Here is a 26,388-nt window from a genome sequence, read left to right on the forward strand (position 1 = left end):
GGAGGCTCCCCCCTCCAGTTTCCGGCCCCACCCCAGCAAGGCGCACGCCGCAGCCAGGCCCGCCCGCAGGGCGCCTCCTCCCCGCCCCCCCACGATCCACCGCAGCGCGCCTCCTTGGCATGTCGTTTGCTTGCAAAGCTTCGGGCGGCCAGCAAGCGCCGCGGGCTCACGACAGGGAGCGCACCATGTTCGCCAACCGGACTCTCATCGCCGCGGGGGCCGCGGCCCTTGCGCTCGGTCTTTCGGCCGCCGCCGCGCAGGCGCAGACCTGGATCATGGTCTCGGGCTATCCGGAGGACAACTTCCTCACCCAGAACATCCGCCTGTTCATCGAGGAGGTGCAGGAGACCACCGACCTCGAGATCGACCTGCAGTCCAACGACACGCTGATCAAGCTCGACGCGATCAAGACCGCGGTGCAGCGGGGCCAGGCGCCGATGGGCGAGATCCGGCTGGGCGTCTACGGCAACGAGGATCCGATGTATATCCTCGCCGGCGTGCCGTTCATCGCCCCCACCTACGACGACGCCTGGAAGCTCAAGGAAGCGCAGAAGCCCTATTTCGCCGAAAAGCTCGAGGCCGCCGGCCTGATGGTGCTGTTCTACCAGCCCTGGCCCGGTCAGGGCTTCTACACCAAGACCCCGGTCGAGAGCCTCGCGGACTTCGAGGGCAAGAAGCTGCGCATCTACTCGACCGCCACCCAGCAGATGGGAGAGATGCTGGGCTTCCAGGCCACCATCCTGCCCTTCGCCGAGATCCCGCAGGCCTTCTCGACCGGCCTGATCGAGGCGCTGTTCACCTCGCCCCAGACCGGCATCGACATCCAGGCCTGGGACAACACCGACTACTTCACCTATGCCGGCGCGATCTATTCCAAGAACGCGGTGATCGTGAACAAGGCGATGTTCGAGGGCCTGCCCGAGGACACGCGGACCGCGATCCTCAACGCCGCCTCGCTGGCCGAGGAGCGGGCCTGGAAGATGTCGGCCGAGACCACCGAGGCCCAGATCGGCGTCCTCGCGCAGAACGGCATGACCACCACCGACGCGCCAGAGGCGATCATGACCCGCATGCGCGAGATCGGGAAGATCATGGTCGAGGAGTGGCGCGCCACCGCCAGCCCCGAGGCCAACGCCGTGCTCGACGCCTATCTGGCCGAGTGACGCGGCCCATGGGCGGTCCCGCAGCCAGCCGTCGGGGCGCGCTTCGGCGCGGTCTCGACGGGCTCTACCTCGCCGCCGGAGCGCTTGCGGGCCTGTTCCTGGCCGGCATCGCCGTGACCATCGTGGCGCAGATCGTCGCCCGGCAGCTGGGCGGGACCATCGATTCGACCGAGACGGCGGGGTTCTGCCTCGCCGCCTCGACCTTCCTGGGCCTCGCCTACGCCTTCCGGCGCGGGGCGCATATCCGCGTCACCCTGCTGATCGGCCGCGCCCCCGCCGGGCCGCGCCGCTGGCTGGAGCTTTGGTGCGTGGCCTTCTCGATCGCCGCGGTCGCCTATTTCCTGTGGTGGTCGGTCGACTTCGTCTGGTTCTCCTGGAAGTTCGACGAGATCAGCCCCGGCCTGATGGCGATCCCGCTGTGGATCCCGCGCAGCGCCATGGCGGTGGGGGCGGCGGTGTTCCTGGTGGCCCTCGTGGACGAGTTCGTCTCGATCCTGCGCGGCGAGGTCCCCTCCTACGAGGCCAATGCCGAGCACATCCTGGAGAGCGGGGAATGAGCGATCCGGGAACCGTCGCCATCGTTCTGTTCGCGGTGATGGGGCTGCTGCTGGCCTCTGGCGTGTGGGTGGCCGTCGCGCTGACCGCCGTCGGGTTCGTGGCGATGCACTTCTTTTCGCCGGCGCCGGCGGGGTCGCTGCTGGCCTCGACCGTGTGGGACGCGAGCTGGAACTGGGCGCTGACCGCCCTGCCCCTGTTTATCTGGATGGGCGAGATCCTGTTCCGCACCCGTCTGTCGGAGGACATGTTCCGCGGCCTTTCCCCCGTCGTCGGGCGCCTCCCCGGGGGCCTGCTGCATGTGAACATCCTGGGCTGCGGGGTGATGGCGGCGGTTGCGGGATCCTCGGCCGTGACCTGCGCCACCATCGGGCGCATGTCGGTGCCCGAGCTGACCCGGCGCGGCTACGATGAGCGTCTGATCATCGGCACGCTGACCGGATCGGGCACGCTGGGGCTGCTGATCCCGCCCTCGATCATGCTGATCGTCTACGGGGTGGTGGCGCAGGTCTCGATCAGCCGGCTGTTCATCGCGGGCGTGGTTCCCGGCGTGATGCTGATCGCGCTGTTCATGGGCTATGTGGCGATCCGCGCGAAGCTGGACCCGAGCCTCGCGCCCCCCTTCGAAGAGCGGCTGACCTGGCGCGAGACGCTGGCCCGCTCGCGCCTGCTGATCCCGGTGACGCTGCTGATCTTCCTGGTGATCGGCTCGATCTACGGCGGCTATGCGACGCCGACCGAGGCGGCGACGATGGGCGTGATCGGGGCGCTGATCCTGGCCGCCTGGTCGCGGACGCTGAACCTGGCGAGCTTCATGGACGCGCTGATGGCGGCGGTGCGGACCTCGACGATGATCGCGCTGATCCTGGCGGGAGCGGCGTTCCTGTCGATCTCGATGGGCTTCACCGGGGTGCCGCGGGTGATCGCGGCCGAGGTGAAGACCTGGAACCTGAGCGCGTGGGAGCTGCTGGCGGTGCTGACGCTGCTGTATATCGTGCTGGGGTGCTTTCTGGACGGGGTGTCGATGATGGTGCTGACCGCCTCGGTGGTGCTGCCGATGGTCAAGGATGCCGGGATCGACCTGCTGTGGTTTGGAATCTTCACGGTGATCGTGGTCGAGATGGCCCAGATCACGCCGCCGGTGGGGTTCAACCTGTTCGTGCTGCAGGGGCTGACCGGGCGCGACATCCTGAAGGTGACGCGGGCGTCCATGCCGTTCTTCGGACTGATGGTGCTGGGGATCGTGATCATCACGGTGTTCCCGGGGATCGTCACGGCGCCGGTGGGCTGGATGATCTCCCGCTGAGCCCGCCGCGGGCGGGGGCGCCGCGACGGGCCGGGCGCCTGTCGCAGGCGTCGGGCCCGCGGCGCTGCCAGGCGGCGCCGCCCGTGGCCCGGGGGCCCCGCCGCCTGCGACAGGCGACGGTCGCCACCGGCGCAAGGCCAGCCGCGCGCCGCGAGCGAGCCCTCGCCACCGGCGCGCGCGTGACGCGGCGCCTGCGCGATCAGGGTTTCGCGGTGACGTAGCCCTCGGCGAGATCCCGCGCCAGCGCCTCGGGCTCGCGTTCCCCGGCCGGGCCGATGCCGCCGCCGCCGGGGGTCAAGACCACCAGCCGGTCGCCGGGCGGGATGGTCTGGAAGCCCTTGCCCTTCAGCACCGCGCCCGAGGCGAGCGCGACCGAGCCTGCGGCCCCGTTCCCGCCCCCCTCCACCCCGCGCGCGGGGTGGTCGATGCGGTCGAAGGCGGCCAGCAGTTCGAACGGCTTGCCGATGCGGCTCTCGATTTCGATCACCTGGCCGAGGCCCCCGCGGCGCCGGCCCTCGCCCCCCGAGTCCGGGCGCAGCTCCTTGCGGCGGAAGACCAGCGGGGTGATCGCCTCGGCGATCTCGACCGGCGTGCCCTTCACGCCCGAGGGATAGGCCGTCGCCGAGAGCCCGTCGCGCAGCGGCCGCGCCCCGGTGCCCCCGTTCGAGGTCACCGCCATCGAGAACCCGTAGGTCCCGTCCTGCTCGGCCGCCACGCCGCGGACATTGAGATTCCACAGGCACGAGGTCCCCTCGGCCGGCACCCGCGAGGGCGCCGCCTGCCGCAACGCGCCGAACACCACATCGGGCAGCATCTGCCCGATCACATGGCGCGAGGCGACCGGCGCCGGCTTCGCCGCGTTCAGGATGCAGCCCTCGGGCGCGGACACCGTCAGCGGCGCCAGGCTGCCGGCATTGTTCGGCACGCGCGAGGCGACCACGCAGCCCAGCCCGAACGCCGTGTAGGCGGTGGTGTAGCTGAGCGGCACGTTGATCCCGCGCGGCGACTGCGGCCCCGTGCCCTCGAAATCGACGTGGATCCCTTCGTCATGGACCCGCACCGTGCAGGCCAGCGTCACCGGCGCCTCGTAGCCGTCCACCGTCATCGAGGACGCCCAGGTCCCCTGCGGCAGCGCCCGCACCTCCGCCAGCACCGCCTCGCGGGAGCGCTCGAGGATATGGGTCGCCAGCGCATCGAGGCTCTGCAGCCCGAACTCGCGCATCATCGATTGCAGGCGCTTGCAGCCGACGTCGTTGCAGGCGGCCAGCGAGTAGACGTCGCCCTCGGTGTCCACCGGCAGGCGGGTGTTGGCGCGGATCATCGCCAGCAGGGTCTCGTTCAGCTCGCCCCTGGAGGCGAGCTTCAGGAACGGGATCGACAGGCCCTCCATGAACACGTCGGTCGCGTCGGGGCCAAAGCCGATGCCGCCGATGTCCATCAGGTGACTGGTGCAGGAGAAAAGCGCCACCAGGCGCCCATTCAGAAAGCAGGGCGTGGTCAGAACGAAGTCATTCAGGTGGCCCGTGCCCATCCAGGGATCGTTGGTGATGTAGGTGTCGCCCTCCTCCATCGTCTCCGCGGGGAAGCGGTCGAGGAAGTGGCGCACGCTTTCGGCCATCGAGTTCACGTGGCCGGGCGTGCCAGTCACCGCCTGGGCCAGCATCCGGCCCCGGGTGTCGAACACCCCCGCCGAGAGATCCCCGCACTCGCGCACGATGGGGCTGAAGGCGGTGCGCAGCAGGGTCTGGGCCTGCTCCTCGACCACCGCGATCAGGCGGGACCACATGATCTGCAGCTCGATGGGGGAGAGGTCGCTCATGCCGCGCTCCTTGAAGTCGGGTCCGGGGCCGTCGTGTCAGGCGCAGTCGCGCCGGGGGCGCTCGGGGCCCGGGCGGTCAGGATCAGGGCGCCGCCGCCGTCCACCTGTGCGTCGAACCGGGCCGAGACCCAGGTGGTGGTGGTCGGCTCGACGATCATCGCGGGGCCCGGGATGACGGCGCCGGGGGCGAGGGTCAGACGGTCGTACTCGGGCACGCTCCGGGTCTGGCGGGAGTCGGTGTCGAAGACCAGCCGCTCGCGCACCGGAACGGGGGTCGAGGCGGCGGGCGTCGCGGGCGGCGACTGGGCGGCGAGGGCCTGGGCGCCGACGGTCACCGACCAGGACAGGATCTCGATGGTCGCGCCCGGGATGTGGCGGCCGAACAGGCGCACGTATTCCGCCTCGAAGGCCGTGCGCATCGATCCCGCGTCCGTCTCGCCAAGCGGGGCCAGCGGCAGGTCCACCGGGATCTCGTGCCCCTGCCCGCGGTAGCGCATGAAGGCGGCGCGCCGCTCCTGCGTCGCCTCGGCGCCCTCGGCGAGCGCCGCGGCCTCGGCCGACATCGCCTCGAGCAGGGCGTTGGCGCCGGCCGGGTCGAAGGCGTCGAGGCGCATGTAGCGCGACTGCAGAAGCTCATAGGCGACCGGCGCCCGCAGGAAGCCGATGGCCGAGCCGACGCCCGCGTCGGCGGGGATCAGCACCCGGCGCAGCCCCAGTTTCTCGGCCACGCGGGCGGCGTGCAGGGGCGCCGCGCCGCCAAAGGCGATCAGCGTGTGATCGGCGAGCGTCGCGCCCCGCTCGACCGCGTGGACGCGGGCGGCGTTGGACATGTTCTCGTCCACGATCTCGGCGATGCCCCACGCGCCCATCTCGGCCGTGAGGTCCAGCGGCCCGGCGATGGACCGGGCGACGGCGGCCGAGGCCCGCCCCACGTCGAGATCGAAGGCGAACCGGTCGGGCGCGATCCGGCCCAGCGCCACGTCCGCGTCGGTCACCGTGGCCCCGGTCCCGCCGCGGCCGTAGCAGGCGGGCCCCGGCTCGGACCCCGCGCTCTCGGGCCCCACGGCGATGGATTTCGTCGCGTCCAGCCGGGCGATCGAGCCGCCGCCAGCCCCGATCTCGATCATCTCGATCACCGGGATCCGCAGCGGGAAGCCCGAGCCCTTCATGAAGCGCGCCGAGCGATCGACCTCGAAGCTGCGGGCCGAGAGGGGCTCGCCCTTCTCGATCAGGCAGATCTTGGCGGTGGTGCCGCCCATGTCGAAGCTGAGCACCTTGTCCTCCCGGCGGGAGGCCGCGACATGCGCCGCCAGGATCGCCCCCCCCGCGGGGCCCGATTCCACAAGCCGCACCGGGAAGCGGCAGGCGGTGTCGACCCCCGCGAGTCGCCCGCCCGAGGTCATCAGACGCATCGGCGCGCGACAGCCGAGTCCGATCGCCGCCGCCTCCAGCCGGCGCAGGTAGCCCGCCATCAGCGGCTGCACATAGGCGTTGGCGACGGTGGTCGAGGTGCGCTCGTACTCGCGGATCTCGGGGCAGACCTCGCACGACAGCGAGACGGCGAGCTCGGGCGCCGCCTCGGCGAGGATCTCGCGCACGCGGCGTTCGTGGGCGGGATTGGCGTAGCTGTGCAGGAAGGCGACCGCGACGGCCGTGGCGCCCGAGGCGCGGATCGCGGGGACCAGGGCGCGCAGCCCCGCCTCGTCCAGCGGCGTCAGCACGCCCCCCTCGACGTCCATCCGCTCGGCCACCGTGAAGCGGCGCGAGCGGGGGACCAGCGGCGCCGGCTTCTCGATGTCGAGGTCGTACTGGTCGAAGCGGCTCTCGTCCGCGATCTCGAGCACGTCGCGGAAGCCCTCGGTGGCGATCAGGGCGGTGCGGGCGCCCTTGCGCTCGATGATCGCGTTGGTGGCCAGCGTGGCGCCGTGGACGAAGGAGGTCACCTCCCCCCAGCCGGCGCCGGCGCGGGCGAGCGCCTGCTCGGCCCCCTCCAGCAGCGCGCGCTCGGGCGCGTCGTGGGTGGTGAGCACCTTGGTCGAGATGCGCTGCGGGCCGTTAGGGCCCGCACGCTCGACCACGATGTCGGTGAAGGTGCCGCCGATGTCGGCGGCGAGGCCAAGCGCGGTCACTTCGGCCCCTCCGCCAGGGGCGCGAGGCGCGGGCGGCGGGACGGGCGAGGGGCGGGGCTGCGGGAGGGGCGCGTCATGGCCTCATCCTAGCAAGCCTCGTGCCATGGGGAAGCGCGGCGCCGGGATCGGGCGACAGCAAAAGGCTGGCCCGGCGGGCGCCGCCACGGCATCATGAACGCCGCAAGGGGTGGGCTTGAAAGGGACATCCGCATGAGGGTCGAACTTGCGCGCGCAGCCGCGGTCGCTCTGGCTCTGGTCGCGACGGGCGGCGGAGCGCGGGCGGGGACGCTGGATCTCGCGCCCGTGGCGGGGCTCGACGTCGAGAGCTTCGTGATCGACGCCGTCGCCCTGCCCGGCGCGCCCGACAAGATCGTGATGCTGGAATACTCCGGCCGCGTGGTCGTGGTCGACCGGGCGCTGGGCACCTCTGCGGTGATGCTCGACGCGCTGGTGGTCGAGGGGCAGGACCTGGCCGGCGTGGCGAACGCCGGCGCCTTCTCGATCGCGCTGGCGCCGGATTTCGCAAGCTCGGGCCGGTTCTATGTCTCGGCCAACACCGGCGACCGGCGCAACGTGCTGGTGGAGTTCGCCTCGACCGGGCTGGCGGCGGACCCCGCCTCCCAACGCCGCGTGCTGACGCTCGCGGGGCATCCCGACGGCGAGCTCGGGCTGCACTACGGCGGGGCGATCAGCTTCGACGAGGCGGGCATGCTGTTCATGACCACCGGCGACAGCAACGCGCCCCATGAGGCGGGCCTTGGCAATCCCGCGCAGGACCTGGGCAGCCGGCTCGGGAAGGTGCTGCGCATCGATCCGGGCGGGGACGCCTATCCGGGCGACGCCGACAACAACTACGCGATCCCCGCGGGGAACCCCGACTTCGGCCCCGGGGCGGATCCCGCGCTGTGGGCCATCGGCCTGCGCAACCCGTTCAAGGGCAAGCACGATCCGCTCTCGGGTCTGTTCCCCGTCGCCGACGTCGGCGAGGACTCGCGCGAGGAGGTGAACCTGGTCGCGCCGGGCGCCAACTTCGGCTGGTCGGCGTTCGAGGGCTCGGCCCCCGGCGCGGGCGCCCTGAACCCGGATCTGGCCCCCGTGGATCCGGCGTTCGAGCTGGTCTGGGCCGGCGGCGGCGCGCGCGCCTCGATCACCGGAGGGCTGGTCTACCACGGGCCGCTGGCGGCGCTCGACGGGCGCTACCTGTTCGGCGACTACCTCGGCTGGGGCGCGATCGGGGACGGCCCGCCGGTCTGGTCGTTGGACTTCGACGGGGGCGCGGTCGCCGCCTCGACCCTGTGGGAGACGACCGAGCTGTCGGGCGACCTCGCGCGCACCATGGGTTTCGGGCAGGACGGGGCGGGGCGGCTCTACCTGTTCGACCAGGACGGCGACGTGTTCGAGGTCGCCTCCGCCGCCGCCGCCGCCGCGCCCCTGCCCGCCGCCGGCGCGATGCTGGCCGCGGGCGCGGGGCTGCTGGGGGCCGCCGGCCTCAGGCGAAGGCGGCGGGGCCGAGCAGGGCGCCGGCGTCCATGTTCATCAGCTCCCCCGTGATCGTGCGCGCGTCGAGCGCGAGGTAGACCGCGCCGGCCGCCACATCCTCGGCCGTGCAGACGTCGGCCAGCGCCGAGCCCTTGGCCGCGCGGTCGCGGATCGAGACGGCGGATTTCTCGCCCAGGCTCTGCCGGAACCAGCGGGTGTCGATCATGCCGGGCAGGATCGCGTTGACCCGCACCTTGGGGGCAAGCGCGCGGGCCAGCGACAGGGTCATCGTGTTCAGCGCCCCCTTCGAGGCCGCGTAGGGGATCGAGCTGCCCATCCCGGTGACCGCCGACATCGAGGAGATCGAGACCACCGCCCCCGAGGGCGCCGCCTTGAGCATCTCGGCCGCCGCGCGGGTCATCCAGAACGCCCCCTTCAGGTTGACGTCCATGATCGCGTCGAAATCGTCCTCGGTCACGGTCTCGAGGTCGCCCAGGCTGATGAAGCGCGTCGTGCCCGCGGCGTTGATCAGCACGTCGAGCCGCCCCCAGCGATCGCGCGCCTCGGCCGCCATGCGCCGGCAGTCGGCGTCCGAGCCGACGCTGCCCTGGATCGCGAACGCCTCGACGCCCTTGGCGCGGCAGGCCTCGGCAGTGGCCTCGGCCTCGTCGGCCGAGCGGGAGTAGTTGACCGCGACCGCAAGCCCGCGCGCGGCCAGCATCAGCGCCGTGGCGGCGCCCACGCCGGTGCCGCCGCCGGTGACGAAGGCGACGGGGGTGGAATGGGACATGGGGGATCCTCCTGCAGGCGCGGCTCTGGGTCGGCCGCTCCGGGCGCGCAGGATGGCCGCCCCGAGGCGCGGACGCCAGCCCCCACGGACCGGCCGGCAGGCAGGTGCCCGTTTCCGCCCGCCGCGCGCGCCCCGCTCCGAAAGGCCGCGCGCCCGCGCCCGGCGGGCCGGGGTGGGCGGGCGGGAGGCCTGCCGGGCGCGGGCGCTCGGCCGGCCGCGGGCGCGGACCTCGCCGGCCGTCCCCGACCTCCGGCGCCGCGCCCCTCAGCGACGACGCGCCTCAGCCCTTGCTGGCGGTGATCGCCCCGTAGGCGCCCGGCTCCCGGTGCATCTCGAAGTCGAAGATGTTCGCCCGGATCTCGGCGCAGCGGTCGAGGTCGATCTCGGCCACGATCACCTCGTCGGCCACGGTCTGGGCCTTCGCCACGATCTCCCCCGTTGGCGCCACGATCAGCGAGCCGCCGATCAGCGCCGAGCCCTCCTCGATCCCGGCCTTCGCCACCGCCACCGCCCACATCCCGTTCTGGTAGCAGCCGGCCTGCACCGAGAGCTCGTTGTGGAAATACTGCAGATGGTCGTGCTCGGGCGCCGGGGGTAGTGGGCGGGCGTGTTGTAGCCCAGCACCACCAGCTCCGCCCCGCGGGCATGGGCCCTGCGCATCAGCGCGCACAGGCGGGCGACGGCCGAGGCGCGGCTCTCGTCCCTGGCGACGGGACCCATCTGCGCGCCGGCGACGATCAGTTTGCGGGAAATCGGCGGTCTCCTGCGGGTCAGACGGCGCGCACCTGGTCGGCGCTCAGGCCGACGAGGTCGCGGTAGAGCGCGGGGTCGGTGTCGCCCTCGGTGCCAAACAGCAGCACCCGGCTGTCGGCTCCCAGCCCCAACGCCTGCGCGGCCCGCGGATCGGCCAGCGCGTTCTCCAGCGCCGCGAGCCCGGCCACCGCGCTTTCGCCCGCCACGATCGCGGGATCGTCGCCCGCGGGCCGGGCGAGCCGGTTCATCGCCGCCACCGCCGCCGCGTCGGGCACCGCCATCGCCGCGTCGCCGTGATCCCTCAGCACCTCCCAGGCCAGCGCCGAGACCTCGCCGCACGCAAGCCCCGCCATCAGCGTGTCGAGGTCGCCCTCGACCGCCGTCGGCGCCCCGGCCGCCATCGACTCGAGCCAGCAGGCCGAGCGGTCGGGGTCGGCCAGCACGAGCATCGGCCGCGCCGCCCCCCAGCGGCGCACCGCCTGGGCGGCAACCGCCGCCGCCAGCCCGCCGACGCCGGTCTGGATGAAGACATGGCTGGGCGGCGCCCCAAGCGCCTCATAGGCCTCGGCCGCCATCATCTCGTAGCCCTGCATGACGTCGCGCGGCACGTCCATGTAGCCGGGGTAGGAGGTGTCGGAGACCACGAACCAGCCCTCCGCGTCCGCCGTCGCCTGCGCCTCGCGCACGCTGTCGTCGTAGTTGCCCGCGCAGCGGCGGACCTCGGCGCCATAGGCCTCGATGGCGGCCCTGCGCCCCTCCGAGACGGTGGCGTGGATGAAGATCACGCAGCGCGCCCCGAAGTTGCGCGCCCCCCAGGCGACCGAGCGCCCGTGGTTGCCGTCGGTCGCGCAGCACACGGTGACCCGGGCCGCGGCCTGCGGGTGGGCCACGGCGACGATCTCGTCCATCGAGACCGGGCGGCCGATCTCCCGCGCCACCCGCTTCTGCAGCAGGCGGGCCACCGCATAGGCCCCGCCCAGCGCCTTGAACGAGCCCAGGCCGAAGCGCCCGCTCTCGTCCTTGCAGAGCACCAGCGCCACCCCGAGCGAGGCCGCGAGCGCGGGCAGCGCCACCAGCGGCGAGGGCGCGTAGCCGGGCCAGGAGGCGATGGCGGCCTGCGCCCGCGCGAAGGCCGCGTCCGACAGGATCGCGTCCTGCGCGTCCGTCCACGGCGCCTCGCGGGAGGCCAGCGGGTTCAGGACCAGCGCGAAATCCTTCGCGTCGCCCTCATGGCGGTCGATCACGGCGGTCATGACGGCGCCTCTCGTCTGTGCAGGCCCCTGCGGCAGGAGGGTCTGCGGGTCGGAAACGGGCCGGAGGTCGCTCCCCGACCCGGCATCATCGCATGGCTGCGCTCAGAACGCGCCGTTCTCTTCCTCGACCGAGGCGAGCAGGGTGTCGAGCATCGCGACGCCCGCCTCGCCATATTGCGACTCGATCGGGGCGCGCACGGCGGGCTGGGCTGCCGCGGCGAACTTCGCCTGCTCGGCCGGGGACGCCACGTGGACCTCCATCGTCGCAGACAGCGCGGGCAGGCCCTTTTTCGGAGGCCTCGATCACCCGCGACATGGCGCGGCCGGACTCGGCGGCGACCTCGGCGGCCCAGTTGACCAGATACTGATGCTCGGGGCTCAGGCCGTCGAAGACGTCCCGGTTCATCGTCCAGATGTCGGGCGTTATCACGTGGTTGGTGATCGAGAGCTATGTCTGCACCTCGTCGCACCTGGCGAAGGCGATGATCGGCGCCGGGTTCATCTGCCCGTCGGCGACGCCGATGTCGGGGAGGGCGAAGGGAATGTCGAAGACGCCGACCAGCGGGCAATGCCGGGCCATGCCGCCCGAGGAGGAGATGGTCGACTCGACGATGCCCGCGCGCACCTGGTCGGCGACCTCGTTGTCCTTGCCGAACTGCCCGTTGGGGAACAGCTGCACCTCGATCGCGCCGTTCGAGGAGGACTCGACCGGGCTCTTGAACACCGCGGCCATCGCGCCGGAGTGCGAGGCGAACGGATCCGCGGGGTTCAGGTGGGCGACACGGAGGGTCACGTCGGCCGCGAACGCCTGCGCCCCCAGGCTCGCTGCGGCGAGAGCGCCCAGCAGGGCGGATTTGATCGAGGACATGGCGGACAGCTCCCGGTTTGCTGCAGGTCGGGCCTGGCTCAGAGGCCGAGCAAGCGGGGGATGACGAGCGCGAACAGGCACGCCCCCACGGGCGGCGTCATCGGCGAGATGTCGAGCGCCAGGAAGATCATGATCCCGGCATGGACCGGATCCATGCCGATCTTGACCGTCAGCGGGGCCAGCACGGGGGCGAGGATGATCAGCGTGGCGTTGATGTCCATCAGCAGCCACGGCAGGATCCCCGCCGCGAACAGACCCGCGATCGAGACCCCCATGATCGAGCCGTAGACGATCGCCAGCGTCGAGGGCGGAATCGTCGGCCCGATGATCGAGCCCGCGGCGGTGACCGCGCAGGCGCAGGGCCGCGAATATCCCGCCTTCTGCATCGCGGGAACCGCGTGTCGCCGAACGCCGCCGCGTCGGCGGTGGCCGAGCCGCTGATGCCCGCGAACATCACCGAGGCGACCATATTGGAATGCGCCATCCCCCCTCGCATCCGGCCCGCCAGCGCCTCGAGCCAGCCTCTGGGTGATGCCCGAGCGGTTCATGATCTCGCCCGCCAGGATCAAGGACGGCATGGCGAGGAACGGGAACAGGTCCAGCCCCGCGAGCAGTCGGTCCGGGGCCATGGTCATGAAGCGCGGCCCCATGTCGAGGATGCCGACCATCCCCGCGATGCCGATCGCAAAGCCCACCGGCATGCCGAAGGCGAGGAACCCGAAGAAGGCGAGCGGAACCAGGTAGACGCCCCTCACGCGTCTCCCTTCGGCGCGGCGTCCGGCGTGGCGGCGCCGGCGGTCTCGGGCGCGCGCTCGGCGAATACGTCGTGGACCATCGCCAGCCCCAGCTGCACGCAGGCCATGAACGCCGCCAGCGGCACGCCCGGGCAGGGATAGCCCTTGGGGATCGCGCAGATCATCGTCAGGCGCGAGAAGCCGCGCTCGGCGAAGGGGATGCCGTAACGGAACAGGGGAGGAAGAGGAAGGCGAGGGCGTCGAAGCCCGCCGCCAGCCAGCGCCGCAGGGAGGCGGGGAGGCGGGCGAACACGAACTCGACCCCGATATGCTCGCGATGGGCGACGCCCGAGCTGACGGCCAGCAGCGCCACGCAGACACGCTAGACGGTTCAGTCGACCTTCAGGCTCCAGCGCCTTGCGGCGGCCGAGATCGCGACGGATCGGGCGGGGTCGGGCATCGGCTCCCGGCGGCGGGGGGGGGCCCCGCAAGGGCGCCCCCCAAGGGTAGGCAGGTTTCGGGCCAGTCGAGGAGGATGCGGGGCGCCGGGCTCGGTTCGACCGGTCGCGGACGCGGCGGCGCCCAATCCGAGGGCATAGGTCGTCGCGGGCGGCCCCTGCCAGCCGCGCGCAAGGCAGGCCCGCAGGCCGCAACGCCCTGCGTCCCCGATCAGGCGGGAAGCGCGCCTTTCAGCACCAGCGGCAGGCCGGCCGCGACAAAGACCACGTCGTCCACGGCCGCCGCCGCCGCCTGGTTCAGCCGCCCCTGCGCGTCGCGGAAAGCGCGACCGAGCGGCGTCTCGGGCACCAGACCGAGGCCCAGTTCGTTCGAGACCAGGATCACCGGACACGGCGCGGCGGCGAGGGCCGCCAGCAGGGCCGTGGTCTCGGCCTCGGGCTCGCGCTCATGGTGCATCAGGTTCGACAGCCACAGGGTCAGGCAGTCGACCAGCAGCACGTCGGGCGCGGCGGGGCCAGGGGCGGCGGCGGCCGAGGCGAGCGCGGAGGGCAGGTCCAGCGGGGTCTCGAGCGTCGACCAGCCCTCGCCCCGCTCCTGCCGGTGGCGGGCGATGCGGTCTTCCATCTCGGCGTCGAAGGCCTGCGCGGTGGCGAGGTAGACCCGCGCGGGGCCCAGCGCCTCGGCCCAGCCCTGCGCGCGCGCGCTCTTGCCCGAGCGGGCGCCCCCCAGCACCAGCGCGTGGCGAGGGCGAGGGCGCGGTCCCGGCCCGCCCGCGCCCGCCCCGCCCGAATTCGTCGCTCCCGGGCCTGTCGTCTCCACGCTCATCTCTCCGGCCTCCCGACGCGGTTCCTCTCTCACCCCTAGGCCCTGTGGCGCGCGCAGGCCAGAGGGGCCCGCCCCGCTTGCGCGGGCGCCCGGCCGACCGTAGGGTCCGCGCGCCGCCCCCCAGCCGACGCCGGAGCCCCCGATGCAGGACCTCGCCCCCGCCAACGCCCTCGCCTGCGATCCCCAGCTTGCCGCGGCCATCCGCCGGGCCATCGACGGCAAGACCAAGCCGCTGGGCGCGCTGGGGCGGATCGAGGATCTGGCGGCCCGCATCGCGGCCCTGCAGGGCACGACCGAGCCGGTGGTCGAGACCTGCGCGCTGATCATCTTTGCGGGCGACCACGGCATCGCGGCGCAGGGCGTCTCGGCCTTTCCCCAGGCGGTGACGGCGCAGATGGCGCTGAACTTCCTCGCCGGCGGCGCGGCGGCCAACGTCTTCGCCCGCGCCACCGGGGTTGCGCTGCAGGTGGTCGACGCCGGTATCGCCGAGAAGATCGACCACCCCGACCTCATCGACCGCCGCATGGGTCCGGGGACCGCCGACAGCTCCCAGGGCCCCGCGATGTCGGCCGAGACGATGACCCGGGCGCTGGACGCGGGGCGCGCGCTGGCGCTGGCCTCGGAGGCCCACGCGCTGGCGTTCGGCGAGATGGGCATCGCCAACACCGCCTCGGCCTCGCTGGTGATCCACAAGCTCTCGGGGCTCTCGCTGGACCTGCTGACCGGGCGGGGCACCGGCCTCGACGACGCCGGGCTGACCCGAAAGCTGGCGGTGCTGGAGCAGGCGGCGGCTCGCACCGGAGAGCTTTCGCCCGAGCAGGCGCTCGCCGAATACGGCGGCTTCGAGATCGCGATGATGGCCGGCGCGATGATCGGCGCGGCGCAGGCCCGCAAGGTCGTGCTGGTCGACGGTTTCATCGCCACCGCGGCCGCCATGGCCGTCCGCGCGCTGGAGCCGGGCTGCGAGCCGGCCTTCGTCTATTGCCACCGCTCGGCCGAGCTGGGCCACCGCGCCGCGCTCGACCATCTCGGCGCGCAGGCGCTGCTGGAACTGGACCTGCGGCTGGGCGAGGGCACCGGCGCCCTGCTCGCCTGGCCCCTGGTCAAGTCCGCCGCCGCGATGCTGCGCGAGATGGCGAGCTTCGAGAGCGCCGGGGTCTCCGGCAAGATCTGACCGCGACGCCTCCGCCCCCCGCGCTGCGTCAACCGCTTCTTCGTCCTTTCATGGGAGACACCGGCGATGACCGGCGCCCTTGTCATGCTGATCGCCCTCGGGATCGAAGCCTTCGCCGGCTGGCCGGACCGGCTGCACCGGCGCATCTCGCATCCCGTGGTCTGGATGGGCCGGCTGATCGACCGGCTGGACCGCCGCTGGAACGACGAGGATGCGGACTGGGAGACGCGCCGCGCCGCGGGCCAGCGGGCGACGCTGGTCGTGGTCGGGGTCTCGGCGGGGCTGGCGCTGCTCGCGCCCGGGCTGCTGCCTGGCGGGGTGATCGGGGTGGCGCTCGCCGGCGTGCTGGCCTGGCCCTTTGTCGCCGCCCGCTCGCTGCACGACCACGTGGCCCCGGTGGCCGAGGCGCTGGAGGCCGGCGACATCGCCGCCGCCCGCCTCGCCGTCTCGCGCATCGTGGGCCGCGATCCGAACACGCTCGACGAGGCCGGACTTGCCCGCGCCGCGATGGAGAGCCTGGCCGAGAACGCCTCGGACGGGGTGGTGGCGCCGCTGTTCTGGGGGGCGATCTTCGGGCTGCCGGGGATCGTGGCCTACAAGGCGATCAACACGCTGGATTCGATGATCGGCCATCGCGACACCCGCCACGAGGCCTTCGGCCGCTTCGCCGCCCGGCTGGACGACGTGGCGAACTGGGTACCCGCACGGCTGACCGGGGCGCTGTTCGCGCTGGCCTCGGGCCGGCCCGAGACGCCGCTGCGGGTGATGCGCCGCGACGCCCGCCGCCACCGCTCGCCCAACGCCGGCTGGCCGGAATCGGCGCTGGCGGGCGCGCTGAACATCCGCCTCTCGGGGCCGCGGGTCTATGGCGACCACGTCTCGCACGAGCCCTGGCTGAACGCCGAGGCGCCCGATCCCGGCGCCGCCGACCTGCGCCGGTCGCTGGACCTCTACCGCCGCATGGTCTGGCTGACCGCGGCCGTGCTGGCGCTGTTCTGGGCGCTGACCGCCTGAGGACCGCGCCGCCGTCGCAGTCGCCTCAGCGCGCCCCGGCGATCGCCATCATTCCCTCGACGTCGAGATGCGCCTCGAGGTGATCGGCGAGCGCGTCGAGCGTCGCCTCCACCTCCGCCCCGTAGCCAAGGCCCGAGGGGGCCGCGCCCAGCGCCTCGAGCCAGGCGGCGCGGAATCCGTCCTGGGCGAACAGCCCGTGCACATAGGTCCCCGCGATGCGCCCGCAGGCCGAGGCCGCTCCCTCGGGCCGGGGGCCGTCGGGGCCGGCGATCTCGAGCACCGGGCGGGCGCGGTCGGGCCCCTCCGTGACGCCGATGTGCATCTCGTAGCCCTCGACCTCGCGCCCCGTTTCGAGATGGCGGGCGACGACCCGCTCGAGCCGCTTGGCGGGGGTCATGTGCGTGACGACATCGAGCAGGCCGAGGCCGGGCGTCTCGCCCGGCTCCCCCTCGAGCCCGTCTTCGTCGATCACCGCGCGGCCCAGCATCTGGTAGCCCCCGCACAGCCCCAGCACCCGCCCCCCGCGGCGCACGTGGCCGGCGAGGTCCACGTCCCAGCCCTGCGCGCGCAGGAAGGTCAGATCCCCGCGCGTGGACTTCGAGCCGGGCAGGATCACCAGGTCGGCGTCGCCCGGCAGCGGCCGGCCCGGCGGGATCATCTCGACCGCGACGCCGGGCTCCAGCTTCAGGGGATCGAGGTCGTCGAAATTGGCGATGCGCGAGAGCATCGGGCAGACCACCTTCAGCCCGCCCGAGCCGCCCGAGGTCACGTCCAGCGCATCCTCGGCCGGCAGGCGCGCGGCGCCCGCGAACCACGGCGCGACGCCCAGCCCCCGCCAGCCGGTGCGCGCCTCGATCAGGCGGTAGCCGTCGTCGAACAGGCTCGGGTCGCCGCGGAACTTGTTGATCACGAAGCCGCGGATCCGGGCCGCGTCGGCGGGGTCGAGCACCGCCAGCGTGCCGACGAGCTGCGCGATCACGCCGCCGCGGTCGATGTCGCCGACCAGCACGACGGGCACGTCGGCGGCCGTGGCGAAGCCCATGTTCGCGATGTCGCCCGCGCGCAGGTTCACCTCGGCCGGAGAGCCCGCCCCCTCGACCACCACCAGGTCGCAGCCCGCCGACAGCCGGGCGAAACTGTCGAGCACCGCCTCCATCAGCCTGGGCTTCAACCGCGAATACTCGCGCGCCCTGCAGGTGGCGATGCGCCGGCCCTGCACCACGACCTGGGCGCCCACGTCGGTCTCGGGCTTGAGCAGCACGGGATTCATGTCGGTGTGCGGCGCGACCCCGCAGGCCATCGCCTGCAGGGCCTGCGCGCGCCCGATCTCTCCGCCGTCCTGCGTGACGGCGGCGTTGTTGGACATGTTCTGCGGCTTGAACGGCCGCACCGAGAGGCCCCGCCGCGCCGCCGCCCGGCACAGCCCCGCGGTCAGCACCGACTTGCCGACGTTCGAGCCGGCGCCCTGGATCATGATCGCCGGCATCGCGCCCTCAGACGACGCCCAGCCGGGCCCAGGCGCTCAGCGTTTCGGGGCGCAGCGTGTAGTGGAGGCCGTCCCCGCGCTTCTCCCGCAGGATCAGCACGTCCATGAGCCGGTCCTTGGTGCCGCCCTTGGCCGGCAGGAAGGCGCGGAAGAAGGCGCGGCGGATGTGGACGAAATGCGCCATGACCACCTGGAAATGGCCCTTCTCGTACTGGGCCTCGGCCTCGGCGAGCCCGATGCCGGGGGTGGCGTGGAGGATGCGGATCGCCTCGACCTCGTCGATCTGGTTGGGGGGCGCCTCGCCGAAGGCGATGAAGATCGTCTCCTCGAGGTCGCGGCCCTCGGTCATCTTCGCCCAGTCCTCGTAGATCGCCAGGACCTCGGGCGTCTCTTCGGCCAGACCGCGGAGCAGCAGCTCCCGCTCGCAGGCCTCGACCAGCTCGGGGATGTCCTTGCTGCGGCCCCGAGCGCTCCATTCGCGGAGGACGTCGGCGCGAACGAGCGGCACCTGTTCCAGGGCCCGCGCGACGAACTTGTCGGCATATTCCGACATCCGGTATCCTCCTTGCGAGGCGGCCGCCCGGCCCATGCCGGGCGCGCCGTCCTCAGAACTCGACGCCGATCTGGGCCTTGACGCCCGAGCGGAACGGATGCTTCAGCAGCTCCATCTCGGTGGCCAGGTCGGCGATCTCCAGCAGCTCTTCCTTGGCGTTGCGGCCGGTGAGGACGACGTGGGTCATCTCCGGCTTTTCCTCGACCAGGAAGGTCACCACCTCGTCGATGTCGAGGTAGTCGTAGCGCAGCGCGATGTTGATCTCGTCGAGCAGCACCATGCGGTGTTTCGGGTCGCGGATCAGGTCCTTGGCCTTCTCCCAGGCGGCCTGCGCCATCTCGATGTCGCGGGCGCGGTCCTGGGTCTCCCAGGTGAAGCCTTCGCCCATGGCGTGGAACTCGCACAGGTCGGCGAACCTGTCCTGTATCAGGTTGCGCTCCCCTGTGGCCATGCCGCCCTTGATGAATTGCACCACCGCGCAGGGCATTTCATGGGCGATGCAGCGGAAGATCATGCCGAAGGCGGCGGTGGACTTGCCCTTGCCCTTGCCGGTGTGGACGACGATCAGGCCCTTCTGGTCGGTCTTGGTGGCCATGATCTTGTCGCGGGCGGCCTTCTTCTTGGCCATCTTGGCGGCGTGGCGCGCGTCGTCCACGGGCGGTTTCTCGGACATGGTCAGCCTCCCTCAGGCTTTTTTCAGGTCGGGGCCGACGCGGTTCACCAGCAGCTCGATCAGTTCGGGCTGCATGAAGGTGTAGAGGTCGGGCACGTCGAGCGTATAGACGGTGCGCCCCCGCAGATGGCGGCCGTGCAGGGCCGAGATGCGGGTCTTCTGGCGCGGTTCGAAACAGTAGATCCGGTCGGCCCAGTCCAGTTGCTCGGGGCTCAGCCGCGCGTCGGCGCCGGGCTCGATCCCGGCGAAGTCGGCGCGCACGCCGGGCCAGTCGCCGAAGACCTGGGCGGCGGTGGGGCCGCGGGTGCGGGCGAGGCCGCTCACGAACAGGGCGCGGATCATGCGGGGCTCCGCTCGGTCAGGCTGTCCAGAAGCGCGCGGGCGGAGTTGGAGCGCGGCCGCCACAGGCCGCGGTCGATCGCCTCCTGCAGGCGCTGGGCGATCTCGCGCAGGGCGGCGGGGTTGGCGTCCTCGATGAAGCTGCGGACGTCGTCGTCCTCCAGATAGGCGGCGTGGACCAGGTCGAAATGGTGGTCGCGCACCGCGTGGGTGGTGGCGGCGAAGGCGAACAGGTAGTCGACCGTCGCCGCGATCTCGAAGGCGCCCTTGTAGCCGTGGCGCTTCACGCCCGCGATCCACTTGGGGTTCACGGCGCGGGCGCGGACCACGCGGCCGATCTCCTCGTCCAGCGTGCGGATCACCGGCCGCTCGGGGCGGGAGTGGTCGGTGTGGTAGCTGACCGGCGCCTGGCCGCGCAGGGTCTCGACCGCCGCGGCGATGCCGCCCTCGAACTGGTAGTAGTCGTCGCTGTCGAGCAGGTCGTGCTCGCGGTTGTCCTGGTTCTGGACGGTGGCCTCGACCTGGGAGAGGCGGGTTTCGAGGTCCTGCCGGGCCGAGGCGCCCTCCTCCCCCGCGCCATAGGCATAGCCGCCCCACTCGAGATAGGCCTCGGCGAGGTCGGCGCGGGTCTTCCACAGCCGCTCGTCGATCATCGCCTGCAGGCCCGCGCCATAGGCGCCGGGCTTCGAGCCGAAGACGCGGCGGGCGGCGCGGGTCTCGCCGATCTCCTGCGCTTCGCGGCGGAAGCGGGCGGCGGCGGGGTTTTCGGCCTCCGGCTCGTCGAGGCGCATGACGGCGGCGGCCGCCGAGGCCACCAGGTCCACCTGCGCGGGAAAGGCGTCGCGGAAGAAGCCCGAGACGCGAAGGGTCACGTCCACCCGCGGCCGGCCGAGCGCGGTGGCCGGGATGATCTCGAACCCCGTCACCCGGCGCGAGGCGTCGTCCCACTGCGGCCGCACGCCCATCAGCGCCAGCGCCTGGGCGATGTCGTCGCCCCCGGTGCGCATGTTGGCCGTGCCCCAGGCGGTGACGGCCATGGTCCGGGGCCAGTCGCCCTGCTCCTGCACATGCCGGTCGATCAGCTCGCTTGCCGAGCGCCAGCCCAGCGCCCAGGCGGTGCGGGTGGGCACCGCGCGGCTGTCGACCGAGAAGAAGTTGCGCCCCGTGGGCAGCACATCGAGCCGTCCGCGGGTCGGCGCCCCCGAGGGCCCCGGCGCCACGAACCGCCCCGAGAGCCCGGTCAGCAGCGCCCCCATCTCAGCCGGCCCGCAGGCGTCGAGCGTCGGCAGGATGCTCCCGCGCATCGCCTCCATCACGGCGCCCGAGGCGGATCCCGGCGCCTGCGCGCCCTCCAGCAGGGCGATGGCGAGCAGTTCCAGCCGCTCCACCGCGTCGCCCTGGGTGCGCCAGGGGTCCTCGGTGAGGGCGGCGAGGATCTCGGGGCGCGGGCCGTCCCACGGGGCCCCCATCGGACAATCGAGCGGGTCGAACCCCAGCCCCAGGTCGCCCGCCAGCGCCCGGATCAGCGAGGCGTCGGCCCCCTTGCCGTCACCCCTCGGCACGCGGGCGAGCGCGATGGCGAGGTCGCGGCGCAGGCGGCCCGTGGGGCTTTCGCCAAACACGTGGAGGCCGTCGCGGATCTGGCTCTCCTTCAGCTCGCACAGGTAGGCGTCGAGCTTCTGCAGACGGCTGTCGGCGTCGTCTCCCTCGGCCCCCACGTCGACGTCCAGCCCGGTGGCCGACATCAGCGACAGGATCTCGGTCCTGAGGTGGTCGATGCGGCGGGGGTCGACGCCGGCGGCCTCGTAGTACTCGTCCACCAGCGCTTCCAGCGCCCGCAGGTCGCCGTAGGTCTCGGCGCGGGTCAGGGGCGGGGTCAGGTGGTCGACGATCACCGCCTGGGCGCGCCGCTTGGCCTGCGTGCCCTCGCCGGGGTCGTTGACGATGAACGGGTAGAGGTGGGGGAGGGGGCCCAGCGCCGCCTCGGGGAAGTCCTCCGCCGCCAGCGCCACGGCCTTGCCGGGCAGCCACTCGAGGTTGCCGTGCTTGCCGAAGTGGACCAGCGCATGGGCGCCGAAGGCCTCGCGCAGCCAGATGTAGAAGGCGAGGTAGTTGTGCGGGGGCGCAAGGTCCGGGGCGTGGTAGGTCTCGTCGGGGTCGATGTTGTAGCCGCGGGCGGGCTGCACGCCGACGACGACGTTGCCGTAGCGCAGGATCGACAGGGCGAAGGCCGGTTCGGGGCTCGAAGCGGGGTCCGCGGCGCCGGCGTCGCGCGGGGCCGTCGAAGGGGAGGCGCCAGGGATCAGGAACGGGTCGGACTCGGGCGGGCCCCAGCGGGATTCGACCGCGCGCCGGGCGGCTTCGGGCAGGCGGGCGTAGGCCGCGCGGTAGGCGCTCAGCGACAGGCGCTCGCCCCCCTGCCGCTCGGCCCGGTCGGTCAGCCAGTTGGTGGGGCCGGCGAGGATCCGGGCCATCAGCGCCTCGCCGTCCGCGGGGGCGTCTTCGACCGCGTAGCCCTCGGCCGCCAGCGCCCGCAGCGCCCCCACCGTGCCGGCGGGGGTGTCGAGGCCGACGCCGTTGGCCAGCCGGCCGTCCTTGTTGGGGTAGTTGGCCAGCACCAGCGCCACGCGGCGGTCCCCGGCCTCGGCCCGGCGCAGGCGGGCCCAGTTGGCGGCGAGCGTCGCGACGAAGTCGATGCGATCCGCCTTGGGGCGGAAGGCGGCGATGGGGCACTGGGTGTCGGGGTCGAACCAGGTTTCGCCCTTGAAGGCGATGGCGCGGGTCAGGATGCGGCCGTCGATCTCCGGCAGCGCCACGTTCATGGCGATGTCGCGGGCCGAGAGGCCGCGCGCCGCCTCTGCCCAGGCCGCCTCGGAGCCCGCCGAGAGCACCGCCTGCAACACCGGCGCGCCGCTGCGGTCCAGCACGGTGCCCGCGCCCGGAGCATCGGGAGAGCCGACGGCGAAGCTGGTGCAGTTGATCACCACGTCGGGGGGCGTCTGCGCGAAGATCGCCTCGACCGTCGCGGCCGAGACCGGGTCCTTGAGGGACGCCACGAAGATCGGCAGCGGGTTGAGCCCGCGCGCCGAGAGCGCTTCGCACAGCGCCTCGACGGGCGCGAGGCCGGCGCCCTGAACCAGCGCGCGGTAGACGGTGACGGCCGCCACCGGCGCCCCGGCCCGCCACGCCGCCCGCGGCGCCCCGATCAGGCCCGCGCGCAACAGCGGACGGGCGGCCTCGGGGCGCTCGGTCCCCTCGAGCATGGCGCGGGTCAGGGCGAGGAAGCCGCGCGCGTTTTCCGGCCCGCCTTCGACGCAATAGGACCACAGGGCGGCGTAGTCCTCCTCGTCGACCGTAGAGAGGCGGGCCAGAGTCTCGTCGGGCTTGTCGTCGCCGGGCAGCGCCGCGAAGGGCACGCCCGCGGCATGCAGGCGGGCGGCGAACTGCTCGAGCCCGTAGCGCCAGTAGGCGGCGCCCCCCAGCACGCGCGCCACCACCAGTCGCGAGCGCGTCGCCGTGCGGTCGAGGTAAAGATCGACCGAGTAGGGATGCGCCAGCCAGTTGAGATGCGCCAGCCGCAGCGAGGGCGCGTCGACCCCCAGCCCCCGCCGCGCCTCCGACAGCGCCGCCAGCTCGGTGTCGGCGGCGCTGACGAAGATGAGGTCCGCGGGATCCTGGGCGGGGTCGACCGGCTCGGTCCCGTCGGAGATCTCTCCCGGCGTCGCGGCGAGCAGGTGCATCAGGCGGCCGGCGCCGTCTCGGGCGTGGCGGCCGCGGTCAGCGCGCTCGAGACCGCCCCGCGGTCGATCCCCGCAAGGCCGATCACCACCAGCCGGGTCGCGCGCGCCTCGCCGGCCGCGAAGGGCCGGTCGAAATGCGCGTCCACCCGCGGGCCGACCGCCTGGATCAGCAGCCGCATCGGCTTGCCGGAGACGGCGGCGAAGCCCTTCACCCGCAGCAGGTCGTGGGCGGCGATGATCTCCGAGACCGCGGCCTGGAAGGCGGCGGGGTCGGGGATCTCGGGCAGGTCGACGTGGAAGCTCTCGAACTCGTCGTGGCCGTGCTCGTGCTCATGATCGTGGTCGTCGTGGTCGTCATCGTCGTCGTGATGGTGGTGGTGGTGCAGCTCGTGGCGCGCCTCCATGTCGGACTCGGCGCCGACGCCCAGGCCCAGCAGAACGGCAGGATCGACGGCGCCCATGGCGGCCTCGATCACCTGCACGCCGCGACGGGCCCGCGCGCGCAGGGCGGCGGCGGTGGCAGCGGCGCCCCCGTCCATCAGGTCGGCCTTGTTCACGACGATCATGTCCGCGCAGGCGAGCTGATCCTCGAACAGCTCCGAGAGCGGCGTCTCGTGGTCGATCGAATCGTCGGCGGCGCGCTGGGCGTCCACCGCCGCCTCGTCGGCGGCGAAGCGGCCGGCCGCCACGGCCGGCCCGTCGACCACCGTCACCACCCCGTCCACGGTCACCCGCGCGCGCACTTCGGGCCAGTTGAAGGCGCGCACCAGCGGCTGCGGCAGGGCGAGGCCCGAGGTTTCGATCACGATGTGCTCGGGCGGGTTGGGCCGGTCGAGCAGCGCGGTCATGGCGGGCAGGAAATCCTCGGCCACGGTGCAGCAGATGCAGCCGTTGGCGAGCTCGACCACATCGTCGTCCGAGCAGCCCTCGATCCCGCAGGAGCGCAGGATCTCGCCGTCGACGCCGAGCTCTCCGAACTCGTTGACGATCAGGGCGATGCGGCGGCCGTGGGCGTGGGTCAGCAGGTGGCGGACCAGCGTGGTCTTGCCGGCGCCGAGAAAGCCGGTGACGACGGTGGCGGGGATCTTGGCGGGCATGGGGGTCTCCCGTAAGCGAAGCGGCGCGGCGGGTGCAGGGCCCGCCGCGCGCGTCATGGGGTCAGGAGGGCGGCCCGGGGGCCGCGGCAGCGAGGCGGGGTCAGGCGGCCGAGTACAGGCGCGGCGTGACCAGGCCGGACTGCGCCAGCCCGCGCGCGCCCTTGGCCGCGCCCAGCACCGCGAGATCGACCAGCGGCTCGATCAGCACCACCAGCAGGTAGGCCCCGCCAAAGGTGGCGACCGCCGTCAGGTTGGTCGCGGCGAACCCGTCGCCATACAGCGCCCAGAACGCCACCCAGGCCACCACGCCGCCCTGGAAGGCCAGCGACAGCGCGAAGGCCTGGCTGTAGCGCAGGTCGACATAGGCGGTGCCGGGCGCGATCAGCTTCTTCGCGGCGTAGCTCAGCACGAACAGAGGCGCGAGCAGCGAGGTCACGTTCATGCCGTACTGCGGCAGGTCGAATGGCGCGAACAGCAGCCCCTGGATGGCGAGGCCGGCGGCGAGCCCGATGGCGGTCGGCGCGGCGCCCAGCACCAGGAACAGGGTCGAGCCCAGAATGAAATGCACCTCCGAGACGCCCACCGGGTAGTGCGGCAGAACCTCGAAGAACACGAACACCAGCGCGGTGGCGATGACCGAGCGCAGGGCCAGCGAGACAAGCCCGCGCTCGCGCAGGGTCTCCCAGGCCATCTTGGCGCCGACGACGGCGCAGCCGGCCGCGGTGACGTAGGAAAGGGCGAGCTTCGCGCCGGTGACGACGCCGGGTTCGATATGCATGGTCGGTCCTCCTGTCCCGTCACACCCGACGGGCTGGGGTTTCAACGGACGCGTGGCAGGTCTCCTGGCTCGCGGCTTCGGGAGGTCTCCCTCCCACGCCCGCCCCGCCTTCCCGTCTCCGGTGGCCGTGGGGCGCGCTCGCCGCATACAGTCGCGGGGGCGGCTGCGGCTTCGGGCCCCCGACGTGGGTCGGCCCTGTCCGCATTCCCGTTTTCATCCCGGGCCGCCCTGGAGGGCCGCCCATCGGAACCATGCGCTTGCTGCAGGTTTCGTCTCCCGCCGTCCCGCTGTCAAGCAAAGCGGGGGGCAAGGCGGGGGCTCAGGTCTTGGTGGCGATGGCGGGGGGGAGGGTGGCGCGCTTTGCGGCCAGCCGCTCGCGGTGGGCGATGTAGGTGGCCGAGGCCACGACGATGCCCCCGCCCAGGATCACCCAGGGGTCGATCGGCTCGCCGAAGGCGACGATGCCGAGCAGGGTCGCCCAGACCAGCTGCAGGAACTGCACCGGCTGGGTGACGGTGATCGGCGCGCACTGGAAGGCCTTGGTCATGGTCCAGTGACCGGCGGTGGCGAAGACCGCGCACAGGCTCAGCCAGGCGATCATGTTCCAGCTGGGCGGGACCCAGACCGCGAAGGCGGCCGGGGCCAGCGCGATGGTGGTGAACAGCGACAGCATGCCCACGATCACGGTCGGATCCTGGGCCCGCGTCAGCCCCTTGGCGATCAGGAACGAGGCCGCAAAGCACGGCGCCGCGCCCAGCTGCGCGAGCTGGCCCAGCTTGATCTCCTCGAACCCCGGCCGCAGGATCACCAGCGCGCCCAGGATGCCGGCGCCGATGGCCAGCATCCGGTGCAGCTGCAGCTTCTCGCCCAGGAACACCGCCGCGCCCACGGCCACGAAGATCGGCGCCACGTAGCTCAGCGCCGTGACCTCGGCCATGGGGATGTGGGCCATGGCGTAGAACCACAGCATCACGCCGACCGAGTGCACCACCCCGCGCGAGGCGAAGAACGCCCAGGCCCGGCGGGTGGGCGGCTTGCGCAGCATCGGGCGCAGCAGCGGCAGGATCAGCAGCACGCCCACGCCATAGCGGATGAAGGCGGTCTCGACCGCGGGGGCGGCGGCGCCGACATGGCGCACGATGCCGGTGACGCAGACGAACAGCAGCGTTGTGACCACCATCCAGCCGATGCCGGACAAGACCTTGCGCCGTTCCGCCTCGGCCGCCTCGGCCTCCTCGGCCAGAGCTCGGGCCTGCGCGGTCTCCGCGAGGGCATGCGCCATGGAGCGGTCGAACCTCCCTTGTGGTCCCGCCTCTCGCGGTCGATCCACGGGGACCGACGGGCGGGTTCGCCTCCCTTGATAATTCGGAACCCTTGCTTTTTCCAAGGGTCGATGACCGG

The 26,388-nt window shown here is 72.8% G+C and carries 24 protein-coding genes and 1 riboswitch; of the genes, 6 read left to right on the forward strand and 18 right to left on the reverse strand.

The window, feature by feature from the left end:
- The first annotated feature begins 185 nt into the window (after positions 1-185).
- From AAC134_RS04385 to AAC134_RS04395, 3 genes are read left to right on the forward strand one after another with little or no spacing between them, the layout of a single operon-like run.
- Positions 186-1,163: a TRAP transporter substrate-binding protein gene (locus tag AAC134_RS04385; protein ID WP_339947837.1), complete on the forward strand. Its 978-nt coding sequence runs from the start codon at positions 186-188 to the stop codon at positions 1,161-1,163.
- An 8-nt stretch (positions 1,164-1,171) separates the two neighbouring features.
- The gene (locus AAC134_RS04390; RefSeq protein WP_339947838.1) at positions 1,172-1,720 is read left to right on the forward strand and encodes a TRAP transporter small permease; all 549 of its coding nucleotides are present in this window, start codon (positions 1,172-1,174) and stop codon (positions 1,718-1,720) included.
- The gene (locus AAC134_RS04395) at positions 1,717-3,024 is read left to right on the forward strand and encodes a TRAP transporter large permease subunit (protein ID WP_339947839.1); all 1,308 of its coding nucleotides are present in this window, start codon (positions 1,717-1,719) and stop codon (positions 3,022-3,024) included. Before AAC134_RS04390 ends, AAC134_RS04395 begins: the two co-directional genes overlap by 4 nt.
- Before the next feature lie 199 nt (positions 3,025-3,223).
- On the opposite strand, the gene AAC134_RS04400 is transcribed toward AAC134_RS04395, so the two are convergent.
- The gene (locus AAC134_RS04400; protein WP_339947840.1) at positions 3,224-4,843 is read right to left on the reverse strand and encodes a hydantoinase B/oxoprolinase family protein; all 1,620 of its coding nucleotides are present in this window, start codon (positions 4,841-4,843) and stop codon (positions 3,224-3,226) included.
- Positions 4,840-6,972 carry a hydantoinase/oxoprolinase family protein gene (locus AAC134_RS04405; RefSeq protein ID WP_339947841.1) on the reverse strand — a complete coding sequence of 711 codons (2,133 nt, stop codon included), beginning with the start codon at positions 6,970-6,972 and terminating at the stop codon, positions 4,840-4,842. The genes AAC134_RS04400 and AAC134_RS04405 overlap by 4 nt, the downstream gene beginning before the upstream one ends.
- A gap of 210 nt (positions 6,973-7,182) precedes the next feature.
- Between AAC134_RS04405 and AAC134_RS04410 the strand changes: the two genes are divergently transcribed.
- Positions 7,183-8,523, forward strand: coding sequence for a PQQ-dependent sugar dehydrogenase (locus AAC134_RS04410; RefSeq protein WP_339947842.1), 1,341 nt, complete (start codon positions 7,183-7,185; stop codon positions 8,521-8,523).
- Here the strand turns inward: AAC134_RS04410 and AAC134_RS04415 are convergent.
- The 8 genes from AAC134_RS04415 to cobU all read right to left on the reverse strand — a co-directional run bounded on the left by AAC134_RS04415 (position 8,462) and on the right by cobU (position 14,133).
- Positions 8,462-9,241: an SDR family NAD(P)-dependent oxidoreductase gene (locus tag AAC134_RS04415; RefSeq protein WP_339947843.1), complete on the reverse strand. Its 780-nt coding sequence runs from the start codon at positions 9,239-9,241 to the stop codon at positions 8,462-8,464. The genes AAC134_RS04410 and AAC134_RS04415 overlap by 62 nt on opposite strands.
- A gap of 280 nt (positions 9,242-9,521) precedes the next feature.
- Complete coding sequence (locus AAC134_RS04420; protein WP_339947844.1) at positions 9,522-9,785, reverse strand: nitrilase-related carbon-nitrogen hydrolase; 264 nt, start codon at positions 9,783-9,785, stop codon at positions 9,522-9,524.
- Between the two features lie 226 nt (positions 9,786-10,011).
- Positions 10,012-11,247: a diaminopropionate ammonia-lyase gene (locus AAC134_RS04425; RefSeq protein WP_339947845.1), complete on the reverse strand. Its 1,236-nt coding sequence runs from the start codon at positions 11,245-11,247 to the stop codon at positions 10,012-10,014.
- 102 nt (positions 11,248-11,349) lie between these two features.
- The gene (locus AAC134_RS04430) at positions 11,350-11,496 is read right to left on the reverse strand and encodes a hypothetical protein (RefSeq protein WP_339947846.1); all 147 of its coding nucleotides are present in this window, start codon (positions 11,494-11,496) and stop codon (positions 11,350-11,352) included.
- A gap of 199 nt (positions 11,497-11,695) precedes the next feature.
- Complete coding sequence (locus AAC134_RS04435; RefSeq protein WP_339947847.1) at positions 11,696-12,115, reverse strand: hypothetical protein; 420 nt, start codon at positions 12,113-12,115, stop codon at positions 11,696-11,698.
- A gap of 38 nt (positions 12,116-12,153) precedes the next feature.
- Complete coding sequence (locus AAC134_RS04440) at positions 12,154-12,870, reverse strand: TRAP transporter large permease subunit (RefSeq protein ID WP_339947848.1); 717 nt, start codon at positions 12,868-12,870, stop codon at positions 12,154-12,156.
- Positions 12,867-13,034, reverse strand: coding sequence for a hypothetical protein (locus AAC134_RS04445; protein WP_339947849.1), 168 nt, complete (start codon positions 13,032-13,034; stop codon positions 12,867-12,869). Before AAC134_RS04445 ends, AAC134_RS04440 begins: the two co-directional genes overlap by 4 nt.
- 484 nt (positions 13,035-13,518) lie before the next feature.
- Positions 13,519-14,133, reverse strand: a complete 615-nt coding sequence (gene cobU / locus AAC134_RS04450; RefSeq protein WP_339947850.1) for a bifunctional adenosylcobinamide kinase/adenosylcobinamide-phosphate guanylyltransferase — start codon at positions 14,131-14,133, stop codon at positions 13,519-13,521.
- Between the two features lie 142 nt (positions 14,134-14,275).
- On the opposite strand from cobU, the gene cobT reads away from it, so the two are divergent.
- Positions 14,276-15,307 (forward strand): nicotinate-nucleotide--dimethylbenzimidazole phosphoribosyltransferase, encoded by a 1,032-nt coding sequence (cobT, locus tag AAC134_RS04455; protein ID WP_339947851.1) that lies wholly within the window; start codon positions 14,276-14,278, stop codon positions 15,305-15,307.
- A gap of 66 nt (positions 15,308-15,373) precedes the next feature.
- Positions 15,374-16,321 carry an adenosylcobinamide-phosphate synthase CbiB gene (gene cbiB, locus AAC134_RS04460; protein ID WP_339947852.1) on the forward strand — a complete coding sequence of 316 codons (948 nt, stop codon included), beginning with the start codon at positions 15,374-15,376 and terminating at the stop codon, positions 16,319-16,321.
- Between the two features lie 25 nt (positions 16,322-16,346).
- Here cbiB and AAC134_RS04465 read toward each other — a convergent pair whose 3' ends face one another.
- From AAC134_RS04465 to AAC134_RS04500, 8 genes are all read right to left on the reverse strand, one after another.
- Positions 16,347-17,807 carry a cobyric acid synthase gene (locus AAC134_RS04465; RefSeq protein WP_339947853.1) on the reverse strand — a complete coding sequence of 487 codons (1,461 nt, stop codon included), beginning with the start codon at positions 17,805-17,807 and terminating at the stop codon, positions 16,347-16,349.
- Positions 17,808-17,814: 7 nt separating this feature from the next.
- On the reverse strand, positions 17,815-18,360 hold the full coding sequence (locus AAC134_RS04470; protein WP_339947854.1) for a hypothetical protein: 546 nt from the start codon (positions 18,358-18,360) through the stop codon (positions 17,815-17,817).
- A 52-nt stretch (positions 18,361-18,412) separates the two neighbouring features.
- Positions 18,413-19,033 carry a cob(I)yrinic acid a,c-diamide adenosyltransferase gene (cobO, locus tag AAC134_RS04475; protein WP_339947855.1) on the reverse strand — a complete coding sequence of 207 codons (621 nt, stop codon included), beginning with the start codon at positions 19,031-19,033 and terminating at the stop codon, positions 18,413-18,415.
- Between the two features lie 12 nt (positions 19,034-19,045).
- Complete coding sequence (locus AAC134_RS04480; RefSeq protein WP_339947856.1) at positions 19,046-19,375, reverse strand: phosphotyrosine protein phosphatase; 330 nt, start codon at positions 19,373-19,375, stop codon at positions 19,046-19,048.
- Positions 19,372-23,112 (reverse strand): cobaltochelatase subunit CobN, encoded by a 3,741-nt coding sequence (gene cobN, locus AAC134_RS04485; protein ID WP_339947857.1) that lies wholly within the window; start codon positions 23,110-23,112, stop codon positions 19,372-19,374. Before cobN ends, AAC134_RS04480 begins: the two co-directional genes overlap by 4 nt.
- Complete coding sequence (gene cobW, locus AAC134_RS04490; protein ID WP_339947858.1) at positions 23,112-24,209, reverse strand: cobalamin biosynthesis protein CobW; 1,098 nt, start codon at positions 24,207-24,209, stop codon at positions 23,112-23,114. Before cobW ends, cobN begins: the two co-directional genes overlap by 1 nt.
- A gap of 100 nt (positions 24,210-24,309) precedes the next feature.
- Entirely contained in the window at positions 24,310-24,987 is a 678-nt protein-coding gene (locus tag AAC134_RS04495) for an energy-coupling factor ABC transporter permease (RefSeq protein WP_339947859.1), read from the reverse strand.
- Positions 24,988-25,023: 36 nt separating this feature from the next.
- A riboswitch (cobalamin riboswitch) is annotated at positions 25,024-25,256 on the reverse strand.
- A gap of 50 nt (positions 25,257-25,306) precedes the next feature.
- A complete protein-coding gene (locus AAC134_RS04500; RefSeq protein ID WP_339947860.1) occupies positions 25,307-26,269 on the reverse strand; it encodes a DMT family transporter in 963 nt (320 codons plus the stop codon).
- Positions 26,270-26,388 lie beyond the last annotated feature (119 nt).

It is taken from the genome of uncultured Albimonas sp. (assembly GCF_963977235.1).
Taxonomy (GTDB): Bacteria; Pseudomonadota; Alphaproteobacteria; order Rhodobacterales; family Rhodobacteraceae; genus Albimonas.